Here is a 19,759-nt window from a genome sequence, read left to right on the forward strand (position 1 = left end):
GCTCAGTCCCCGCCGACGCGCTCCACATCGGCGCCGAGCAGCGCGAACTTCTCTTCCAACCGCTCGTAGCCGCGATCGAGGTGGTACAGCCGGTGTACCTGCGTTTCGCCTTCGGCGGCGAGGCCCGCGATCACGAGGCTCATAGAGGCACGCAGGTCGGTCGCCATCACTTCGGCGCCGGTCAGCTTGTCGACGCCGTGGACGATCGCGGTGCGGCCCTTGGTCTCGATCCGAGCGCCCATGCGGTTCAGTTCGGGAACGTGCATGTAGCGGTTTTCGAAGATCGTTTCGGTCAGCACGCTGGAGCCTTCGGCCAGGCACAGCATGGCCATCAGCTGCGCCTGCATGTCGGTGGCGAAGCCGGGGTAGGGGGCGGTGGAGATGGTCACGGGGCGCAGCGGGCCGTCGGCGGCCACGTGGATGCCGCCCTTGACCGGTTCCACCCGCACGCCCGCGTCGCGCAGCGCCTGCACGGTCGCTTCCATGTCCTCGATCCGGGCGCCGGCCAGCGTCACTTCGCCGCCGGTGATCGCCGCGGCGCAGGCATAGCTGCCCGCTTCGATCCGGTCCGGCATGACCATATAGGTCGCGCCGTGCAGGCGATCGACGCCGTGGATGGTGAGGTCGGACGTGCCGATGCCCTCGATCTGCGCGCCCATGGCGACGAGCAGGTTGCACAGGTCCACGATTTCCGGTTCGCGCGCGGCGTTATGCAGCGTGCTTTTGCCCTTGGCGAGCACGGCCGCCATGACCGCGTTCTCGGTCGCGCCGACGGAGACCACGGGGAAGCTGTAGCGCCCGCCGGGCAGGCCGCCATCGGGGGCGATGGCGCGGACATAGCCGGCGGCAAGCTCGATCTGCGCGCCGAAGGCTTCGAGCGCCTTCAGGTGCAGGTCGATCGGGCGGTTGCCGATGGCGCAGCCGCCGGGCAGCGAAACGGTCGCCTCGCCGGCGCGGGCCAGCAGCGGGCCGAGCACGAGGATCGAAGCGCGCATCTTGCGCACGAGGTCATAGGGCGCGACGGTGGACGTCAGCCGCGTGGCCTGCAGCGTCATCACCCGGCCGAAATCCTCGGGCCGCGCGCCGGCGATCGACGTTGACGTCCCGAACTGGTTCATCAGGTGCTGGAAGCCGTCGATATCGGCTAGGCGCGGCAGGTTGCGCAGGGTGACCGGCTCATCCGTCAGCAGCGCGCAAGGCAGCAGGGTCAGCGCCGCGTTCTTCGCGCCGGAGACCGGAACCGTACCCGAAAGGCGCTTGCCGCCGCGAATGATGATCTTGTCCATCGCGGTCGTTTAGCCGGTTTGCCATGGCGCGCAAGAGGACGCCGGCGCGAGGCCGGGCGTCCGCTTGCGAACCGTTGCCGTTGTGGCGGTTTCGGCCGGTTCAGGCCGCCTTCCAGCGCAGCGGCAGCGCCTTCAGTCCGCCCACGAAGGTGGAACTTGCCCGGCGCGGTTCGCCAGCCAGTTCGATGCTGTCGAGTCGGTCCAGCAGCGCTTCGAACAGGATGCGCATTTCCAGCCGGGCAAGATGCAGGCCCAGGCACTGGTGCGCGCCCGCGCCGAAGGCGATATGGCGATTGGCCTGGCGCGAGGCATCGAACCGGCGCGGGTCCTCGAACCGTTCGGGATCGTGGTTCGCCGCGACATAGTTGACCATCAGCCAGTCGCCCTTGGCGATGGCCTGCCCGCCCACTTCGGTATCTTCCGCCGCCGTGCGCATGAAGTGCTGGACCGGCGAGGTCCAGCGGATCGCTTCCTCGACGATGCCCGCCAGCAGGCCGCGATCGGCCTTCACCCGCGCGAACTGTTCCGGATCGCGCGCCAATGCCAGCATCGCGCCTGCGGTGGAGGCCGATGTCGTATCGTGCCCTGCGCTGGCGGTGATGATGTAATAGCCGGCGGTGTCCCGGTCGCTCATCGGCTCGCCATCGATCACCGCGTTGGCGATCACGGTGGCGAGGTCGTCGGTAGGGTTGGCGCGGCGATGGCGGGCGAGTCCGGCGAAATAGCCTTCGAAATCCTTCACCGCGCCGGCCACGATCTGCGCGATCTGTTCGGGCGTCAGGTTCTTGAGGCCCGACTGGCTGAGGTCCTCGTCCTGTCCGCCGAACATCTGCTGGGTCAGCACCAGCATCCGCCCCTCGTCTTCTTCGGGCACGCCCAGGATCTGCATGACGACGTGCAGCGGATAGGGCGAGGACACCAGCTTGGTGAAATCCCCCTCGCTGCCATGCGCGAGCAGGCGATCGACCGTGGCGTTGGCGATCTTGCGGATCTCGCCCTCCAGCTTGACCAGGTTCTTGGGCATGAACCAGTCCTGCGTCAGCCGGCGCAGCTTGGGGTGCTTGGGCGCATCGATCTGCACCAGCGATTCGACCAGATGCGGGCTGCCGCCGGTGATCTCCTTGATCAGGGCTTCGCTGGACTTCAGCCCGAACACGCTGGCGCGCGGGTGGTTGAGGAAGGTCGTGTTGGCCTTGCTGACCTTCATCGCGTCGTCGAAGCGGGTGAGCAGCCAGAACGGATCGTGCGAATCGTCCGGCGCCTCGATGCGCGCCACCGGCATGTTCGCGCGCAGCCAGTCGAACCGGTCGAGCAGCGGGTCCCACGCGGCATAGGCGTGCGGATCGATCACGGCGCGCGCATAGTCGGCGGGGGCTACGGGCGTGGTGGTGGAAGCCATAGGGCGGGTTCCTTGCTTTGTATCCGTCTGCGGGCGGTCAGGCGCAGGTGTTCAGGCGGCGGGCGATTTCGCGGCTTCGGCGGTGGCGCGGTATTCGTCGCGCAGCAGCCGCTTGAACAGCTTGCCCGTGGGCTCGCGCGGCAGCTCTTCCCGGAAATCGATCGTGCGCGGCATCTTCACCCGCGAAAGCTGCGGTGCGAGCCATTCGGTCAGCTCGGCGGCCAGCTCCGGCCCCGCATCGGCCATGTTCGCGGGCTGGACCACGGCGATCACGCGTTCGCCCATGTCGGGATCGGGCGCGCCGATCACGGCGGCGTCGGCAACCTTGGGGTGATGCACCAGCAGGTTCTCGATCTCCTGCGGATAGATGTTCACGCCGCCCGAAATGATCATGAAGCTCTTGCGGTCGGTGAGGAACAGATAGCCTTCCTCGTCCTGGATGCCCACGTCGCCCAGGCTCGTCCAGCCATGCTTGTTGGTGGCGTCGCGCGTCTTGTCAGGATCGTTGTGATAGCTGAACACGCTGCCGCCTTCGAAGAAAACCTGTCCTTCGGTGCCGCGCGGCACCTCGTCGCCGTTCTCGTCGCAGACGCGGATCGTGCCCAGCAGCGCGCGTCCGACCGAGCCCGGCCGTTGCAGCCATTCCTCGCTGGAAATGAACGTGAAGCCGTTGCCTTCGGTGCCGGCGTAGTATTCGCGCAGCACCGGCCCCCACCATTCGATCATCGCCTTCTTCACCGGCACGGGGCACGGCGCTGCGGCGTGGATTGCGTTCTTCAGCGAGGACACATCGTAGCGGGCGCGGACGTCTTCCGGCAGCTTGAGCATCCGGACGAAATGGGTCGGCACCCACTGGCTGTCGGTCACCTTGAGCGTCTGGATCAGTTCCAGCGCCTTTTCCGGATCGAATTTCTCCATGACGACGACGGTGCCGCCAAGGCGATGCACCGTCATCGACCAACGCAACGGCGCGGCATGATAGAGCGGGGCAGGGGAGAGATAGACGGCGTCCGGCCCGATGCCGAACGCCTGCGAGGCGAGCGCCAGCAGCGAATTCGGCGCGCCGATTGCCGGGTCTTCCGGCAGCGGCACGCGCACGCCTTTGGGCTTGCCCGTGGTGCCGGAGGAATAGAGCATGTCACAGCCCGCGCGCTCGTCGGCGATGGGCGTGGCGGGCATGGCCGCGAACGCCGCTTCGGCGCTGAGATCGCCTTCTCCGCCGAACCGCAATTGGGGCAGGCCCGGATCAAGCGCGGCGACTTCATCGAGAACGGGGGCGAGATAGTCCGAACCGATCAGCAGCTTCGCCCCGCTGTCCTTGGCAATATAGGCGATCTCCGGCGCGGTGAGGCGGCTGGAGACCGCGACATAGACCAGTCCGGCCCGCTGGGCGCCCCAGGCGACGGAGAAGAAATCGGGATGGTTCTCCAGGCAGATCGCGACCGTATCGCCGATCTTCAGCCCGCGCGACCGGAACAGTTGCGCCGCCCGGTTGCTGGCTTCGTCCAGCTCGCGATAGGTGATGGTCCGTCCGCTTCCGCCCATGATCACCGCCGGTCGATCGGGATTGGTCCGGGCATGGAACGTCGGATGGTATTGCATCGTATCGGCATCCTTCTTCGCGCGGAGTCTTCGGGGACTCCTTTGCGAAGCACTTTAACCGATCGATTAAATTGCGCAATGGCTGACGATCAGAATCCGAACGCGGATAGGCTCTCATAATCGTCGGGCCGCCGTCCTTGCGGCCAGTGGAAGCGCCTGTCGGCTTCGGCAATCGGCGCGTCGTTGATGCTGGCGATGCGCCGCCGCATCAGCCCATGTTCGTCGAACTCCCAGTTCTCGTTCCCATAGGACCGGAACCATTGCCCCGCCTGGTCGCGCCATTCGTAAGCGAAGCGCACCGCGATCCGGTTTTCCCGAAAGGCCCATAGTTCCTTGATAAGCCGATAATCCTGCTCGCGCTGCCACTTGGCGGTCAGGAACGCCACAATGGCCGGGCGCCCTTGCAGGAAGGTGTCGCGGTTGCGCCAGAGGCTGTCCGGCGTATAGGCCAGCGCCACCCGTGCGGGATCGCGGCTGTTCCAGGCGTCCTCCGCGAGCCGTACCTTGGTGATGGCGGTCTCTTCGGAGAACGGGGGCAGCGGAGGGCGGTGTTCAGTCATCGTGGTGTCCTTCCTGGGTGGCAATGCGGGCGCGGAGCGCCGCGTTTTCCGCTTCGAGCGTGGCAAGCTGATCGCGCAGCGGCTGGATGGCCAGCGCCACTTCGCGGTCCGTGTAGCGTGGCGTGATATGCTGCGGGCAGTTCCAGTCGAAGGCGCGCAGCCGCAGAACGAAAATCCGTTCCGGCTTCGCCTTGTCGCGCGGATCGATCACTTTGGCTGTCAGTTCCGGATCGGCGTCGAGCGCCACCACCTCTGCGTGGGCATAGATTTTCATGCGCCGCCGACGGGGATAGTCCATGAGGATCAGGGCAACCCGGTCATCGGCCGACAGATTGCCAAGGCTGATGTACTGTCGGTTGCCGCGATAGTCCGCGAAGGCAAGCGTGCGATCGTCGATCATCCGCAGGAAGCCGGGTGCTCCGCCCCGGTGCTGAACATAGGGCCAGCCGGTTTCCGAGGTGCTGGCCATGTAGAAGCTGTCGCGCGCAGCGATGAAGGCGGCTTCCGCTTCGGTGAAGCGATCGAAACTGCGATCCGTGCGGACATCGGTCCACATGTCGGCGCTGCCCATGGCGCGCTGCGCCGCGCGCACACTGGGCGTCATCGCGATGTCGAGAAAGCCGTAAGCCATGGGAACCCCCGTTCGCCGGCCCTGTCGCCGGCGTCGGGAGTCGTTGTACGCTCCGGAAACCTCTTTGATAATCAGCCAGGAAAGGAATGTATTCTTCCGATTTATGGAAGAACATCCCGGTGGCCTCGGGTGTAACGCCGGCGGAGGGCTGTCAGAAGGAACAGGCTCAAGGCAAGAACGACACAAGCGCCAAAGAAAAAGGCGACGTCACCGCCGCCTTTTTCCGCACCCTCTCCAAGATGCTTCTTTAAAACCGGGACGGCTTGTTATTCGGGTCCGCCGCGTCCTTCGGCCGGGTCGTTGGTGACAAGCAGGCCGCTCGCGGGCGTCTGCATGTAAGGCAGCGGGTTCACGGCTTCGCCGGCAACCCGGACTTCATAGTGCAGGTGCGGGCCGGTGGAACGGCCGGTCGAACCGACATAGCCGATCACGTCGCCCTTGTGGACGATCTGGCCTTCGGCAACGGCAATGCGCGACATGTGGCCATAGCGCGTTTCCATGTTGCCGCCATGTTCGAGCTGAACATAGAGCCCGTAGCCGCTGAACCAGTCGGCGCGACCGACGACGCCATCGGCGGTCGCATGGATCGGCGTGCCAGTGGGCGCGGGAAGATCGATGCCCTTGTGGGCGCGCAGACCGCCGAGAACCGGATGGACGCGCAGGCCAAAGCCGCTGCTCATCGAGCGACTGCTGGTGACCGGGATCAGCGAGGGGATGGAAACCGGGCCGGAGCGGCGCACGGGCGCTGCGGTCGACGAACCGGTATCGAGAGCCTGCCAGCTGGCGAAAAGCTGGTGAAATTCCTCGTCGCCGTTGTCCGAAGCGCCGGTCTTGGCGGCTTCCGCGGCGCGGAGTGGAGCGGCGATATCAGCGGCAGCGGCGCTGTTGGCAAGAGCCGGAGCGGCCGAGAAAGCGAAGGTTACGGCAGCGAGAGCACCGAAGACCGACTGGAAGGTTTTGTTTTGCGACATTACGACCCGAACAACCCTTTTATCCGATCCGCAGGAAGGCGTAGCGCCTCTGTCCGGATCACGATTTTCCCCAGTACAATTCTGCCCTCAGGCCGCAGACAGGCTTTGCCCGCTGCCATCGGTTCTTGTGTCAGAGTTGGTCGGAAGCCCCCCCGCCATCTCGTGCAGCAAGGGGTAGAGGGGGGTGTTGCGGTTAGGCAACCCCTTCCAGGAAATCATACGATAAACCGGCTGATCGACGCGCCGAGTCGTTGAACGGTGGCTTAACAGTGCCGCGAAAATGCCGCGCAACCAGCGTTCGCCACAGGTCTGGCGGCGATTCAGCCCGTTCTTCGCAGACTTGCGCGAAATGCGATGTGCCGAAGCGCACATGGCGAATTTCATCGGCCAGGATGCGGGACAGGATGCGCGCGCTGCGTTCATCGCCCGCGGCGGTGAAGCGTTCGATCGTCGTCGGCGTCACATCCAGCCCGCGCGCTTCCAGCACCATGGGCACCACGGCCAGCCGCGCGGCGATATCGTGCGCCGTCTCGCGCGCGGCGTCCCACAGGCCGTCGTGGGCGGGCATCGCGCCATAGAAGCTGCCCAGGGTGCGCAGCCGCCGGGCGAGCAGGGCGTGGTGCATTGCTTCGTCGGCGGCCACCGACAGCCAATCCGAGACAAACTGCGGACCCCGCTCCGCGCCGAACCGCCCGGCCGCGTCCAGCGCCAGATCGATCGCGACGAACTCGATATGCGCCAGCGCGTGGAGCAGGGCGATGCGGCCGCGCTCCGATCCGCCGCGTCCGCGCTTGGGCATGGCGTTGGGCGGCAACAGGACGGGTGCGGCGGGCCGGGCTGGCATATCGGGCATCGCGGCCTCGAAGCGGAACGCCAGCCGCCCCGCCGCCCAGTCGCGGGCCACGGCCCGGGTGGCCATGACCTTGGCGTCGGGCGCGGCGGTCAGCATGGCCGCGCGGATCGCGGCGGAAACGCTCGGGCGATCGGCCATCAGAGCGCCTTGGCTGCGGCGAGCACCTCCTCGGCGTGTCCCTTGACCTTCACCTTGTTCCAGACCCGCGCGATCCGGCCGTCCGCACCGACCAGGTAGGTCGTGCGCTCCATGCCCATGTAGGTGCGGCCGTACATCGACTTTTCGGTCCAGATTCCCAGGGCATCGGAGAGGCCGCCTTCCTCGGCATCGGAGGCGAGCGGCGCGGCGAGGCCGTGCTTCTCGATGAACTTCGCGTGCTTCTTGGGCGGGTCCTTGCTTACGCCCAGCAGCGCCACGCCGGCGGCGTCGAATTCGCCGGCCAACGCGGAGAAATCCTTGTTCTCGGTGGTGCAGCCGGGCGTATCGTCCTTCGGGTAGAAGAACAGCACCAGCTTGCGGCCCGCGAAATCGGACGTCCGCACCGTGCCGCCATCGGGCGTGGTCAGGGTCATATCGGGCAGGGCATCGCCCGGGCCGGGTCTCTCGCTCATTCCTCGATCTCCAGTTCTTCTTCGAACACCTGCTGCCACGCGGCGGCGATGCGCTGCCGCGCCTGCCGCACCGCGTCAAGCAGCGCGTTCCAGTCACCGCCACCACGTTCCGGACAGCAAGCATTGGCGACGATACAGCGGCTCGCCTCGGGCGGGAACATGCCATCGGGGGCAACCAGCCGCACCACGATCAGCAGGCGCACCAGCAGATCGTAGGCCGCGCGCAGATCGGGCGGCAGCAGGCCGGCGGCGGAAAGCGCCTCGGTCGCGCGGCCCAGATCCGGGTCCAGCCCCGTGTGCTCGCGCAGCTGCAGGTAGTGGACGATGAACTCCAGATCGACCAGCCCGCCGCGCGCCAGCTTGACGTCGAGCGGCCCCTTGGGCGGCTTGTGCTTCGCCATCTCGCCGCGCATATGCAGCACGTCCTCGCGCAGCTTCGCGGCATCGCGCGGGGCGTGCAGCACCGTGTCGATGATCGCGTGCAGTTCCGCCCGGTCGTCTGCGGTGCCGAACAGCGGGCGGGCGCGGCACAGCGCCATGTGCTCCCAGGTCCAGGCGTCTTCGCGCTGGTAGCGCTCGAAGCTGTCGAGGCTGACCGCGATCGGCCCCTGCGCGCCCGAGGGCCGCAGCCGCGTATCGACTTCGTAGAGCGCGCCCGCCGCCGTCGGCACGGAGAGCGCGGCGATGACCCGCTGCGCCAGCCGGTTGTAGTACAACGTGCCGCCCAGCGGCCGCCGTCCGTCGCTTTCGCGCATGTGATCGCCGCTGAACAGGAACACCAGGTCCAGATCCGAGGCGTGCGTCAGCGCGGCGCCGCCGAGCCGGCCAAGGCCGAGGATCACCAGCCGGCTGTCCGGAACCACGCCGTGATTCGTCGTGAATTCGCTGACGGCGGCCGCGCCCAGCACTTCGATCGCGGCTTCGGCCACGCGCGAAAGCGCGGCGGCCACCTCCAGCGGATCGTGCTGCCCCTCGATCAGTTGCACGCCCAGCGCGAAGCGCAGCTCGCTGACCTTCACGCGCACCGCGTCGAGCAGGCGCTGGTAATCGTCGCCCGCCTCGCCGCGCGCCAGCTCGGCCATGATCTCCTCCACGCTGCCGGGCAGGTCGAAGGCGGAGCGGTCGATCAGCGTATCGAGCAGGTCACTGCGCCGCGCGAGTTCGTCGGCCAGCGTCGGCGCATGGGCCAGGATGCGCATGACCACCGCCAGCAGCCCGGGGCGCGCTTCGAGCAGGCGGAACACGTTGATCGCCGATGGCAGGCCGCCCAGCAACTGTTCCCAGCGCAGCAGCGCGCGTTCCGGATCGGGCGCTTCGGCCAGCGCGCGCAGCAGCTGCGGGCGCAGCCGGGCATAGGCGTTGCGCGCTTCGGCGCCGCGCAGGGCGCGGAACTGGCCGCCTTCCCAGCCTTCGATGCGGGTGGCCAGCGCTTCGGCATCGGCAAAGCCCAGTTGTTCCAGCTCGCCCACCAGCGGCCGGGCTTCGACCGCGACCGCGCCGGTCGGGGCATAGATGCGGATGAGCGCGTCGAACCGGGTGCCGACCGCTTCCGAAATCGCGGCCAGTTCATCGACCAGTGCCTTGCCGTCCGGCAGTCCGTCGAGGCGGGCCACGCTGTCGAGCGCGGCGGCATCGGTCGGCAGGCTGTGGGTCTGCTGGTCGGCCACCATCTGCAGGCGATGCTCCAGCACGCGCAGGCGGTCATAGCTGTCGCCGAGCACGCGGGCATCGCTGGCATCGATGATGCCGGCCTGCGCCAGCGCATCGAGCGAGGCGCGGGTGCCGCGCAGGCGCAAGGACGGATTGCGCCCTCCATGGATCAACTGGTGCGTCTGGGCGAAGAATTCCACCTCGCGAATGCCCCCGCGCCCGCGCTTCAGGTCATAACCGGGGCCGATCGCCTGCCCGCCGGCGTAGTGATCGCGGATGCGGGTGGTCAGGCGGCCGATCTCGGCGATCGCGCCGAAATCGAGGCTGCGGCGCCAAACGAAGGGGCGGATCGTGTCGAGGAAGGCCTGCCCCGCGGTCACGTCGCCGGCGGCGGCGCGCGCGCGGATGAAGGCGGCGCGTTCCCACGCCAGCGCGCTCGATTCGTAATGCGTGATCGCGGCTTCGAAGGGCAGGGCGAGCGGGCTGACTTCCGACGCCGGGCGCAGGCGCAAGTCGATCCGGAACACATAGCCATCGGCGTTCACGGTGGAGAGGATTTCGACGATCGCCCGCGCCACGCGTTGCGCGGCTTCGCCCGGCTCGTCGCGATCGCGGCGGGGCAGGGTGAGCGGATCGTAGAGCAGGATGGGATCGATGTCGGACGAATAGTTGAGTTCGCCCGCGCCGTGCTTGCCCAGCGCGATCGCGGAAAAGCCGCGCGGCTCGGCATCGGGCGCACGGCGCCGGATCGCGGCCGCGATGGCGGTGTCCAGCGCGCGGTCGGCAAACGAGGAAAGCTCGCCCACCACCCGCTCCAGCGGCAGGGCGCCGGCAAGATCGCCGATCGCCAGCGCCAGCGCCAGCGCTAGCCGCTCGCGCCGAAGCGCGACCGCGGTATCGTCGATGCCCTCGCCCATGGCCGTGGCGGCGGCTATGGCATCCTCGATCCGGCCGGCGGCGAGCAGGGCTTCGATGTCCGGCAAGCGGTCCAGCGCGCGGCACAGGAACGGGGCATGATCGCGTGCGCGCCCGATCGCATCTTGCCAGTCCGTCATCGTCTCTGCGCCCCCTCGTCGCGGTGTCTCCCCGCGATGCCCCGTGATGGCGACGCGATCAAGCGAGCGCGTGCCTTGCGCGCCTTTCCGCGCTCTGCCAAGGTCCGCGCATTACGCGCCGGAGGGGCTCTGGCGCAGGATCGATTTTCGAAAGGTTGCTCAATGACATATCGCAAGGTTCGCGGTTCGTCCGCGCGATTTGCGGCGCGCTTCGCCGGCTGTGTGATGGCCTCCGTTCTGGTTGCTTCCGCCGCGATGGCCGCCCCCGCGCCCAAGGTGCCGCCGGTCGACCAGACGCTGATGCGCGACATGGTGAAGACGCTGGCGTCCGACGCGCTGGAAGGGCGCGGCCCCAGCACCGCCGTCGAGCCCAAGGTGCTCGATGCGATCATCGCGCGCTTCAAGCAGGCGGGCCTGCAACCCGGCAACAAGGGCGGCTGGCTGCAGGACGTGCCCACGGTGGAAGTCACCGCAAGCAACGTCAGCCCGCTGGTGGTGACGGGGGCCGCGCAACCGCTGACGTTCACGCGCGGCAAGGATTTCGTCGCCGGCAGCTACCGCATCACCCCGAAGACCGACGTGCGCGACAGCGAACTGGTGTTCGTGGGCTATGGCGTCAACGCGCCGGAGCTGGGCTGGAACGATTATGCCGGCGTTGACGTGAAGGGGAAGACGGTGGTCATCCTCGTCAACGATCCCGACTATGAAACCGCGACCGAGGACGGGCCGTTCAAGGGGCGCCGGATGACCTATTATGGCCGCTGGACCTACAAGTTCGAGGAAGCGGCCCGGCAGGGTGCGAAAGCGGCGCTGATCGTCCACGATACCTTCCCCGCCGCCTATGGCTGGAACGTGGTGGAATCGAGCTGGGCCGGCGCGCAGTATTTCGTCCAGACGCCGAACGACGGCATGGACCAGACCGAAGCCAACGGCTGGGTGCAGAAGCCGGTGGCCGAAGCGATCTTCGCGGCGGCCGGCCAGAACCTTGCGCAGCTCACCGCCGCCGCCAAGCAGAAGGGCTTCAAGGCGGTTCCGCTGGGGCTCATGGTCAGTTTCTCGTTCGACAACGCGATCCGCCGGTCGGTTTCGCACAACGTGATCGGCATCCTGCCCGGCAAGACGCGCCCGGATGAATACGTCCTCTATACCGCGCACTGGGATCACCTTGGCCATTGCCAGGCCGATGCCAAGGGGGACGACATCTGCAACGGCGCGGTCGACAACGCCACTGGCGTGGCTGCCCTGGCGGCGCTCGCCAAGATGAACCGGGCGGCGGGGCCGGCGCAGCGCAGCGAAGTGTTCCTGGCGGTGACGCTGGAGGAATCCGGCCTGCTTGGATCGGAATACTACGCGCGCAACCCGATCTATCCGCTGGCGAAGACGGTGGGCGGCGTGAACATGGATGCGCTGTCCCCCTATGGCCCGACGCGCGACGTGCAGGTAACGGGTGGCGACAAGTCCGAACTGACCGCGATCCTCCAGCGCGTGGAACGCGAGATGGGTCTGGTCGAAACGCCAGAGGATCACGCCGAGCGCGGCCACTATTACCGTTCGGACCACTTCAGCATGGCCAAGCGCGGCGTGCCGATGTTCGCGGTGGGCCGGGGCACCGACCTTGTCGTCGGCGGCAAGGCCGCGGGCGATGCCGCGTCGGAGGACTACACCAACAACCGTTATCACCAGCCCAGCGACGAATATTCGGATAGCTGGGACTTTTCCGGCATGGCGCAGGAAGTGGAACTCTACTACCGCCTCGGCCGCGCGCTGGCCGACAGCACGGTCTGGCCGAACTGGCATCCGGGCGATGAATTCCGGGCCATTCGGGATCGGAGCCTGGCCGAAGCGGGCGTGAAGACGAAGTAACGGGACAAGACGGACGATGAGCGGGAATGAAATGCGGATGCCGCCGGAATGGCATCCGCAGGACTGGCTGTGGATCGGCTTTCCGCATCTGGCGGAAGAATGGTCCGGCGTGATCGATACGGCGCAGGCGCAGATCGCCGCCTTCGCCAGCGCGGTTGCGGAAAGCGGCCAGGAAGTGCGCCTCATCGTCCGCGACGAAGCCAACGCCGCGCGCGCGCGGCAGCTTGTCAGCGGCTCTGTGCGGCTGGAACAGCGCGTCTATGGCGATGTCTGGCTGCGCGATACCGGGCCGCTGGTGGTGCGCGATGCGGCGGGGAACCGCCGGGCGCGGCTGTTCGGCTTCAACGGCTGGGGCGGCAAGTACCTGATGGACGGAGACACGCTGATCGGCGCGGACCTGGCCGACAGCGCGGGGCTGGCCGCCGATCGTTGCGACTGGATTCTCGAAGGCGGTGCGCTGGATGGGGACGGCACCGGGCTGGTCGCCACCACGGGGCAATGCCTGCTCAATCCCAATCGCAATCCGCATCTCTCGCAGGCCGATCTCGAAGTGCGGCTGGCGCGCGATCTCGGGTTCGACAGGGTGCTGTGGCTGGGCGATGGCCTGATCAACGATCATACCGACGGGCACGTCGACAATCTCGGCCGGTTCGTCGCGCCCAACCGCATTGCCCTGCCGTGCGCGACCGGGGCGGACGATCCCAATGCCGCGATCTATGCCGATGCTGCGGCGCGTGCGCGGGCGATGGGCGTGGAGGTGGCCGAAGTGCCGTCTCCCGGCCGGATCGAATGGGACGGCATGGTCCAGCCGGCAAGCTACATGAACTTCGTCGTCACGACGAAGCTGGTGGTCGTTCCGGTCTTCGGTTCGCCCCATGACGACGAAGGCGTGGCCGCCATCTCGGCGCTGTTTCCGGGGCGCGACACCGTGGGGCTGATGGCCGACGCGGTGCTGGCGGGTGGCGGCGGCTTCCACTGCTCCAGCCAGCAGATGCCGTCCGCCTGAAGCGTTCTCCTACCCTTCGCCCTGGTGCTGGCGGTTCAGCGCCCGCCATGCGATGAACAGCGCGGCGAAGGCAATCGGAACCACGGCCAGCACCCCCACCAGCCCGACCTTGAGGCTGCCGAAATCGGTCGACAGGCGGCCGGCGGCGTAGGGGCCGAGCGCCAGCCCCAGCATCGTCGCGCCGAGCAGGAACGCCGCCGTCGCCGTGGCGCGTACCTGTGGCGGCACGATGTTGACGATCGTCCCCGAAGCCCCGCCCAGCGCGGCGCTCAAGAGGAACCAGGTCGGGAAGACCATGGCATAGAACACCGCCTTGCTGCCGGTGGTCAGCATCACGGCATAGGGCAGCAGACCGGCCGCCAGCCCGCCGATGACCACCAGCACGCGCCGCGCGTTGTCATGGCCCCGGCTCAGGCGGTCCGCCATCGCGCCACCGGCGATCACCCCCGCCGCGCCGCCTGCCGCCGCCAGCCCGCCGACCATGATCGCCACTTCGTCGGTGCTGGCGTGGAAGGTGCGGATCGCATAAAGCGGCCCGAACGCCGAATTGGCGTAGGATACGAAGCTGATCAGGCCGTACCCGATGGTCACGCCCAGCACCGAAGGCGATTTCCAGATCGCGGCGAAAGCGGCCGGGTCCTGCACGCGCAGGCTCGCCGCCCACGAGAAGATGGCATAGCTGCCCACGCCCAGCGCGATCCACTGCACCGGATCGCCCAGCACCGCGGTGATGCCGGCCGCCAGCGCCGCGATGATCGCCGCGGCCGCGATATTGGCCGTCAGCGCCCCGCCGCCCCGCCGCGCGGCGGCGATCAGGGTGAAGGGCGGCACGATCGTGCCAAGGTCTGCCAGGAACGCCTTGAAGGGCGAGCCTTCCGGGGGGGCATGGCGGTGCGCCGGCGGATCGTAGCGGCCACGCGCCGGCTCGCGCAGGCTGTTGACCCATCCCGCCAGCAGCAGGCCCGGCAGGCCCACGGCCAGGAACGCGACCTGCCATCCCGCCAGCCCGAACGGATGTGCGCCCGGCGCGAAGCCGCTGTTCCAGGCATTGGCGATGGAACTGCCGATGAACAGCGAAACGCCGCCACCCAGGTAGATGCCCGCGGAATAGATCGCGATCGCGGTGGCGCGGCGCCGCGGCGGGAAGTAGTCAGACAGCAGCGAATAGGCCGACGGGCCGGCCGAGGCTTCGCCCACGCCCACGCCGATCCGGGCAAGCCCCAGTTGCGTGAAATTGCGGGAAAGTCCGGAGAGCGCGGTCATCGCCGACCACACCGCCAGGCCAATCGCCAGCAGCCGGGTGCGCGTCCAGCGGTCCGCCAGCTTGCCCAGCGGAATGCCGAACAGCGCATAGAACACGCCGAACGCGGTGCCATAGAGGAAGCCGAATTCGCTGTCGGAAATGCCCAGATCGCGCTTCAGGTCCACCGCAAGGATGGTCAGCAACTGGCGATCGATGAAGTTGAGTATGTAAACGATGACCAGTACGCTCAGCGCGTACCAGCTATAGGGTTCGATCCGGGGGGCTTTTTCGCCTCTCGCCGGGGTTTCAGGATCCTCCATACCGCGTGCCGTCCTCCAGTCCCGCTTCGGCAAATCCAGCCTGCCGCAAGCGACAGCTGTCGCACAGGCCGCAGGCGGTTCCATCGGGCAGGGGATCGTAGCAGGACCAGCTTTCGCTCGTATCCAGCCCGAGCCGCACGGCTTCACGCGCGATCCCCGCCTTGGTCAGGTACTGGAGCGGCGCGTGGACGCGCACGGTGCCCCCTTCCGATCCGAACTTGGTGGCGATGCGCGCCAATCCTTCGAACCCCGCCACGAATTCCGGGCGGCAATCCGGATAGCCGGAATAATCGAGCGCGTTGACGCCGATGAACAGATCCTTCGATCCCGCCGCTTCCGCCCAGGCGAGCGCGAGGGAGAGAAAAACGAGGTTGCGTGCGGGCACGTAAGTGACCGGAATGTCCGGCCCCACGCCGTCCTTGGGCACGTCGATGGCGTCGGTCAGCGCCGAGCCGCCGAACTGGCGCAGATCGAGCGGCAGCACGACGTGGCGGTCCACCCGGAGCCTGGCAGCGATCTTGCGCGCGGCGTCCAGTTCAATGCGGTGGCGCTGGTTGTAGTCGATCGTCAATGCCAGCACGCGGAAGCCCTGTTCCAGCGCCAGCCCCGCGCAGACCATTGAATCCAGCCCGCCGGACAGCAGCACCACGGCCAGGGGAGCCGCGTCGGTATTCTTCACTTGTACGTCAACGTGTTCGACCATCCCCTTGGGCTAGCGGGGCATCGCCGCGCTGGCAATGGCAAGGACGCACGGGATCGGGATGCGGGATAGCGTCAGCGTGGCGTGCAGCTGCCCACGCGGCGCGCTTCGGCCGAGTAGTCGAAAGGCAGCCCTTGCGCGATGCCCTGCGTTTCGATCTGGGCCAGCCGGGCGTTCTCCATGCGGATGCGCGTGCGGCCATAGCCGTTGCCGGGGCAGGTGTATTGAATGGTGACGGCACTGGGCGTGTCCTCGACCACCACGCTGCGGCAGGCGGCGCCGGCGTGGCGCAGCTGGACCAGATCGCGCCCGTTGTCGATGCACAGCGAGCTGCGCGCCATCGTGGTATCGCGCACGCGGACATCCCATTGGCCGGCTTCGAAGCGATCGAGCATCATCAGGCCCGAACGCTGCGCGAGCAGCGACGGCGCGGCGAAAGCCAGCGTCGCGATTCCCGCAAGGACCGCACCGCGCCCCAGGCGCGCAATGATTCGCTCGTTCCAGATCATGGCCATTAACAATGACATCCCCACGTCCGTTGTCAGTGCGGGATTTCACAATATTTCATGACAAAAATAGGGCGGACCGGACCAGATTCAATGGCCGATGTGGGCGCGGCATGATCTCAATCCAGATCGATTGCGAAATCGCGCGAACAGAACGCGCAATCGACCACGATCACGCCATCTTCGTTGCGCATTTCGGCGCGCTCACTTTCGGGGAAGCGCGACAGTATCGATCGGTAGTGCTCGACGGTGCAGCGACAGCCGCGTTCCAGCGCCGTTCCGCGTTCGACGCGCACTTCCCGCTCCTCGTGAAACAGGCGCCACGCGATGCTTTCCATGCTCAACGCGGGATCGAGCAGCTCTTCGGCCTTCACGCTGCCGCCCATGGTTGCGATATGCTCCCATTGCGGATGGTCCAGCCGCGCGTGCAGCCGCTCGCGGCCTTCCTCGCCTTCGGGCAGATGCTGCAGCAGCAGGCCGCCGCCGACGCAGCCCGAGGCATCGTGGCGCACGGCGGACCGGATCAGCGTGGGCACCTGCTCCGACTGGAGGAAATAGGCTTCGCAGGCTTCGGCCAGGCACGAACCTTCCAGCGGCACGATGCCCTGATAGCGCTGATCGGTGGAGGGAAGGTCAAAGGTCACCGCCAGATAGCCATCGCCGAACAGGGCGTGCAGCGTGGGGGCCGGCCCCAGCTCGTCGAGCCGGGCCTTGTCGAACCGCGCATAGCCGCGCAGTTCGCCACCCCGGTAGTCGCAGACCAGCAGGTCGATCACGCCCTCCCGCGTCTGCGCCTGCATGGTCAGCTGGCCTTGCTCGTCCTTGAGCAGCGAGCCAAGCAGGGCGGTCAGCACCAGCGCTTCGGCCAGCAGATGCTTTACCGATGCGGGATAGGCGTGCGCCGAAAGGATGCGATCCAGCACCGGGCCAAGCCGCACGACCCGGCCGCGCGCGTCGCGATCGGGCACGGTGAACAGCAGCGTCCGGTCGAAGCCGGTTTCGCCATCGTGAATGTCAGGAGCGCTCATCAGCCGTGTTCACCGTTGCCTTCAGATCTGGCCGAAAACCCAGCGCAGCACCGATTTCTGGGCATGGATGCGGTTTTCCGCCTCATCCCATACCACCGATCGCGCGCCGTCGATCACCGAATCGGTAACCTCTTCGCCGCGGTGCGCGGGCAGGCAGTGCAGGAACAGCGCGTCCGCTTTCGCCTGCGCCATCAGCGCATCGTTGACCTGGTAGGGCGCCATGGCCTGCAGCTTGGCTTCGGCGTGCTCCTGCCCCATCGAAATCCAGGTGTCGGTCACCACCACATCCGCACCGCGCGCGGCTTCGGCCGCGTCGCGGTGAAGCGAGACGCGCGCGCCACCGGCCTGCGCGCGGGCTATGAACCCGGCATCGGATTCATAGCCTGCGGGCACGCCGATGCGGACGTTGAACTTCATCAGCCCCGCCGCTTCGACGATCGAGTTGAGCACGTTGTTGCCATCGCCCAGCCAGGCGACTTCCAGGCCCGGCAGGGCCTTGCCATGCTCGATCACGGTCAGCAGGTCGGCCATGATCTGGCAGGGGTGGGACAGGTCGGTCAGCCCGTTGATCACCGGCACGGTGGCATGGTGGGCCAGTTCCTCGACCTTGGCGTGATCGTCGGTGCGCAGCATGATCGCGTCGGCCATGCGGCTCAGCACGCGCGCCGTATCGGCGATCGTCTCGCCCCGGCCAAGCTGGGTGGTGCCGGCGTCGAGAACCAGCGCGCTGCCGCCAAGCTGACGCATCGCCACGTCGAACGAAACACGCGTGCGGGTGGAGTTCTTCTCGAACACCATGGCAAGGACATGCCCGGCGAGCGGGGCGTCGCCATCGGCACGCCCCTTGGCGAAGCCTTTGCGCGCTGCCTTCCGGTCGATAGCGTCGTTGAGCATCGCGGCGAGGGCATCGCCGCCCGCGTCGGTCAGGTTCAGGAAATGCCGGGTCATGATGGCGTGGCCTCGACCTTGTAGCTCGCGGCGCCGGCCGAGAGCTTGTCCATGAATTCATCGATGTGCGAATCGTCGATCACCAGCGGTGGCAGCACGCGCAGGGTGTTGTCGCCGGCCGAAACCGTCAGCAGTTGGTGGTTGTCACGCAGATGCGCCACGAACGCGCGCGGCTCGATCTTCATCTTGACGCCCAGCATCAGCCCGCGTCCGCGCACCAGTTCGAACAGATCCGGGTAGTTGCCGATGAACTGTTCCAGGCGGCCGCGCAGGCGTTCGCCGGTGGCGCGCACATTGGACAGGAATTCGGGGGTGGCGACGATGTCCAGCACCGCTTCGCCGGCGGCCATGGCCAGCGGATTGCCGCCATAGGTGCTGCCGTGCGTGCCGAAGACCATGCCGCGCGCGGCCTTTTCGGTGGCGAGGCAGGCGCCCATCGGGAATCCGCCACCGATGCCCTTGGCCGTCGCCATGATATCCGGTAGCACGCCATACTGTTCATAGGCATAAAGCGTGCCGGTGCGCGCCACGCCGCACTGCACCTCGTCGAACACCAGCATCAGGTCGTGTTCGTCGGACAGGTCGCGCAGGCCCTTGATGAACGCGTCGGAGCCATCGCGGATGCCGCCTTCGCCCTGGATCGGTTCGACCAGGAAGCCGGCCGTGTTGGGGCCGATCGCGGCTTTCGCGCCTTCCAGATCGTCGAACTCGACGTACTTGAAGCCGGGCAGCAGGGGCAGGAAGCCCTTGTGCATCTTGTCCTGATTCGACGCGCTGATCGTGGCCATCGTGCGGCCGTGGAATGCGTTCTTGAACGTGATCAGCTCGAACTTGTGATCGTCGCCGGCATGCTGGTGATAGGCACGCGCGGTCTTGATCGCGCATTCCACCGCCTCGGCGCCCGAATTGGTGAAGAACACAGTATCGGCGAACGTCAGATCGACCAGCCGCTGCGCAAGATGCTCGCCCTGCGGGCTGCCATAGAGGTTCGACACGTGCATCAGCGTCGCCGCCTGCTGCTGAATCGCGCCGATCAGGTGCGCGTTCGAATGGCCGAGCAGGTTGACGGCGATGCCGCTGGCGAAATCGAGATAACGGGTGCCGTTCTCGTCAATGAGATGGCAGTGCTCCCCTCGCACAGGTCGCACGCCGCACCGGGGATAGACGGGCATGAGCGGTGTGATCGACATGGGCAGCTCCTGTTTCATTCACGCAAATCGGAAGACGGGAATCGCAAACGACAAATGGCGGCCGACTGGCCGCCATTTGCGCGCGTTTATTGTGTTGCAGGCCCCCGGTCAAATGCCGGGGGCGGTGCGGACCGGATCAATCCTGACGCGGCACCAGGTTGACCGCCGAGTACTTGCCTCGTCGATCGACCTCGAGATCGAATTCCAGCTTGTCGCCTTCATTCAGCTCGCGCATGCCCGAACGCTCCACAGCGCTGATGTGCACGAACGCGTCCGGCTGGCCGTCATCACGCGTGATGAAGCCGAAGCCCTTCATCGCGTTGAAGAACTTGACCGT

The 19,759-nt window shown here is 67.1% G+C and carries 19 protein-coding genes; 3 read left to right on the top strand and 16 right to left on the bottom strand.

The window, feature by feature from the left end; translation table 11 throughout:
* Positions 1 to 2: 2 nt before the first annotated feature.
* From murA to B3547_RS15050, 5 genes are all read right to left on the bottom strand, one after another.
* Positions 3 to 1,286, bottom strand: a complete 1,284-nt coding sequence (gene murA / locus B3547_RS15030) for a UDP-N-acetylglucosamine 1-carboxyvinyltransferase (RefSeq protein WP_124810660.1) — start codon at positions 1,284 to 1,286, stop codon at positions 3 to 5.
* Positions 1,287 to 1,386: 100 nt separating this feature from the next.
* Complete coding sequence (locus B3547_RS15035) at positions 1,387 to 2,685, bottom strand: cytochrome P450 (RefSeq protein WP_292964390.1); 1,299 nt, start codon at positions 2,683 to 2,685, stop codon at positions 1,387 to 1,389.
* 51 nt (positions 2,686 to 2,736) lie between these two features.
* Positions 2,737 to 4,287 (bottom strand): acyl-CoA synthetase, encoded by a 1,551-nt coding sequence (locus B3547_RS15040; protein ID WP_292964392.1) that lies wholly within the window; start codon positions 4,285 to 4,287, stop codon positions 2,737 to 2,739.
* Between the two features lie 89 nt (positions 4,288 to 4,376).
* Positions 4,377 to 4,847, bottom strand: a complete 471-nt coding sequence (locus B3547_RS15045; protein ID WP_194919571.1) for a DUF1348 family protein — start codon at positions 4,845 to 4,847, stop codon at positions 4,377 to 4,379.
* Positions 4,840 to 5,478, bottom strand: coding sequence for a pyridoxamine 5'-phosphate oxidase family protein (locus B3547_RS15050; protein ID WP_292964396.1), 639 nt, complete (start codon positions 5,476 to 5,478; stop codon positions 4,840 to 4,842). Before B3547_RS15050 ends, B3547_RS15045 begins: the two co-directional genes overlap by 8 nt.
* Positions 5,479 to 5,564: 86 nt before the next feature.
* On the opposite strand from B3547_RS15050, the gene B3547_RS15055 reads away from it, so the two are divergent.
* Positions 5,565 to 5,729, top strand: coding sequence for a hypothetical protein (locus B3547_RS15055; protein WP_292964398.1), 165 nt, complete (start codon positions 5,565 to 5,567; stop codon positions 5,727 to 5,729).
* A gap of 15 nt (positions 5,730 to 5,744) precedes the next feature.
* Here the strand turns inward: B3547_RS15055 and B3547_RS15060 are convergent, their stop codons facing one another.
* The 4 genes from B3547_RS15060 to B3547_RS15075 all read right to left on the bottom strand — a co-directional run bounded on the left by B3547_RS15060 (position 5,745) and on the right by B3547_RS15075 (position 10,618).
* Entirely contained in the window at positions 5,745 to 6,449 is a 705-nt protein-coding gene (locus tag B3547_RS15060; protein ID WP_125954654.1) for a M23 family metallopeptidase, read from the bottom strand.
* A 193-nt stretch (positions 6,450 to 6,642) separates the two neighbouring features.
* Positions 6,643 to 7,440: a ferritin-like domain-containing protein gene (locus tag B3547_RS15065; protein WP_292964401.1), complete on the bottom strand. Its 798-nt coding sequence runs from the start codon at positions 7,438 to 7,440 to the stop codon at positions 6,643 to 6,645.
* Positions 7,440 to 7,913, bottom strand: a complete 474-nt coding sequence (locus tag B3547_RS15070; RefSeq protein WP_292964403.1) for a peroxiredoxin — start codon at positions 7,911 to 7,913, stop codon at positions 7,440 to 7,442. Before B3547_RS15070 ends, B3547_RS15065 begins: the two co-directional genes overlap by 1 nt.
* Positions 7,910 to 10,618 carry a bifunctional [glutamine synthetase] adenylyltransferase/[glutamine synthetase]-adenylyl-L-tyrosine phosphorylase gene (locus B3547_RS15075; RefSeq protein ID WP_292964405.1) on the bottom strand — a complete coding sequence of 903 codons (2,709 nt, stop codon included), beginning with the start codon at positions 10,616 to 10,618 and terminating at the stop codon, positions 7,910 to 7,912. Before B3547_RS15075 ends, B3547_RS15070 begins: the two co-directional genes overlap by 4 nt.
* 225 nt (positions 10,619 to 10,843) lie before the next feature.
* Between B3547_RS15075 and B3547_RS15080 the strand changes: the two genes are divergently transcribed.
* Entirely contained in the window at positions 10,844 to 12,481 is a 1,638-nt protein-coding gene (locus B3547_RS15080; RefSeq protein WP_414690566.1) for a M28 family metallopeptidase, read from the top strand.
* Positions 12,482 to 12,497: 16 nt separating this feature from the next.
* On the top strand, positions 12,498 to 13,487 hold the full coding sequence (locus B3547_RS15085; RefSeq protein WP_292964406.1) for an agmatine deiminase family protein: 990 nt from the start codon (positions 12,498 to 12,500) through the stop codon (positions 13,485 to 13,487).
* Positions 13,488 to 13,496: 9 nt separating this feature from the next.
* On the opposite strand, the gene B3547_RS15090 is transcribed toward B3547_RS15085, so the two are convergent.
* The 7 genes from B3547_RS15090 to B3547_RS15120 form a co-directional block, all read right to left on the bottom strand.
* A complete protein-coding gene (locus B3547_RS15090) occupies positions 13,497 to 15,050 on the bottom strand; it encodes a spinster family MFS transporter (protein ID WP_292964407.1) in 1,554 nt (517 codons plus the stop codon).
* Positions 15,037 to 15,753, bottom strand: coding sequence for a 7-cyano-7-deazaguanine synthase QueC (gene queC, locus B3547_RS15095; RefSeq protein WP_124810649.1), 717 nt, complete (start codon positions 15,751 to 15,753; stop codon positions 15,037 to 15,039). The genes B3547_RS15090 and queC overlap by 14 nt, the downstream gene beginning before the upstream one ends.
* 71 nt (positions 15,754 to 15,824) lie before the next feature.
* Positions 15,825 to 16,265, bottom strand: a complete 441-nt coding sequence (locus B3547_RS15100) for a DUF3617 domain-containing protein (RefSeq protein WP_223806756.1) — start codon at positions 16,263 to 16,265, stop codon at positions 15,825 to 15,827.
* 110 nt (positions 16,266 to 16,375) lie between these two features.
* Positions 16,376 to 17,284: an Hsp33 family molecular chaperone HslO gene (locus B3547_RS15105; RefSeq protein ID WP_292964408.1), complete on the bottom strand. Its 909-nt coding sequence runs from the start codon at positions 17,282 to 17,284 to the stop codon at positions 16,376 to 16,378.
* 21 nt (positions 17,285 to 17,305) lie between these two features.
* The gene (argF, locus tag B3547_RS15110) at positions 17,306 to 18,232 is read right to left on the bottom strand and encodes an ornithine carbamoyltransferase (RefSeq protein ID WP_194919583.1); all 927 of its coding nucleotides are present in this window, start codon (positions 18,230 to 18,232) and stop codon (positions 17,306 to 17,308) included.
* Positions 18,229 to 19,422: an aspartate aminotransferase family protein gene (locus B3547_RS15115; protein WP_124810646.1), complete on the bottom strand. Its 1,194-nt coding sequence runs from the start codon at positions 19,420 to 19,422 to the stop codon at positions 18,229 to 18,231. The genes argF and B3547_RS15115 overlap by 4 nt, the downstream gene beginning before the upstream one ends.
* Before the next feature lie 136 nt (positions 19,423 to 19,558).
* A partial coding sequence (locus B3547_RS15120; protein ID WP_292964409.1) for a cold-shock protein occupies positions 19,559 to 19,759 on the bottom strand: 201 nt, incomplete at its 5' end.

Origin of the sequence: Novosphingobium sp. UBA1939 (assembly GCF_002336885.1) — a bacterium.
In the GTDB taxonomy this organism is placed as follows: Bacteria; Pseudomonadota; Alphaproteobacteria; order Sphingomonadales; family Sphingomonadaceae; genus Novosphingobium.

Coding starts and splice junctions, on each gene's coding strand:
- murA (WP_124810660.1), bottom strand. CDS start 1,286: ATGGACAAGATCATCATTCGCGGCGGCAAGCGCCTTTCGGGTACGGTT.
- B3547_RS15035 (WP_292964390.1), bottom strand. CDS start 2,685: ATGGCTTCCACCACCACGCCCGTAGCCCCCGCCGACTATGCGCGCGCC.
- B3547_RS15040 (WP_292964392.1), bottom strand. CDS start 4,287: ATGCAATACCATCCGACGTTCCATGCCCGGACCAATCCCGATCGACCG.
- B3547_RS15045 (WP_194919571.1), bottom strand. CDS start 4,847: ATGACTGAACACCGCCCTCCGCTGCCCCCGTTCTCCGAAGAGACCGCC.
- B3547_RS15050 (WP_292964396.1), bottom strand. CDS start 5,478: ATGGCTTACGGCTTTCTCGACATCGCGATGACGCCCAGTGTGCGCGCG.
- B3547_RS15055 (WP_292964398.1), top strand. CDS start 5,565: ATGTATTCTTCCGATTTATGGAAGAACATCCCGGTGGCCTCGGGTGTA.
- B3547_RS15060 (WP_125954654.1), bottom strand. CDS start 6,449: ATGTCGCAAAACAAAACCTTCCAGTCGGTCTTCGGTGCTCTCGCTGCC.
- B3547_RS15065 (WP_292964401.1), bottom strand. CDS start 7,440: ATGGCCGATCGCCCGAGCGTTTCCGCCGCGATCCGCGCGGCCATGCTG.
- B3547_RS15070 (WP_292964403.1), bottom strand. CDS start 7,913: ATGAGCGAGAGACCCGGCCCGGGCGATGCCCTGCCCGATATGACCCTG.
- B3547_RS15075 (WP_292964405.1), bottom strand. CDS start 10,618: ATGACGGACTGGCAAGATGCGATCGGGCGCGCACGCGATCATGCCCCG.
- B3547_RS15080 (WP_414690566.1), top strand. CDS start 10,844: ATGGCCTCCGTTCTGGTTGCTTCCGCCGCGATGGCCGCCCCCGCGCCC.
- B3547_RS15085 (WP_292964406.1), top strand. CDS start 12,498: ATGAGCGGGAATGAAATGCGGATGCCGCCGGAATGGCATCCGCAGGAC.
- B3547_RS15090 (WP_292964407.1), bottom strand. CDS start 15,050: ATGGAGGATCCTGAAACCCCGGCGAGAGGCGAAAAAGCCCCCCGGATC.
- queC (WP_124810649.1), bottom strand. CDS start 15,753: ATGGTCGAACACGTTGACGTACAAGTGAAGAATACCGACGCGGCTCCC.
- B3547_RS15100 (WP_223806756.1), bottom strand. CDS start 16,265: ATGGCCATGATCTGGAACGAGCGAATCATTGCGCGCCTGGGGCGCGGT.
- B3547_RS15105 (WP_292964408.1), bottom strand. CDS start 17,284: ATGAGCGCTCCTGACATTCACGATGGCGAAACCGGCTTCGACCGGACG.
- argF (WP_194919583.1), bottom strand. CDS start 18,232: ATGACCCGGCATTTCCTGAACCTGACCGACGCGGGCGGCGATGCCCTC.
- B3547_RS15115 (WP_124810646.1), bottom strand. CDS start 19,422: ATGTCGATCACACCGCTCATGCCCGTCTATCCCCGGTGCGGCGTGCGA.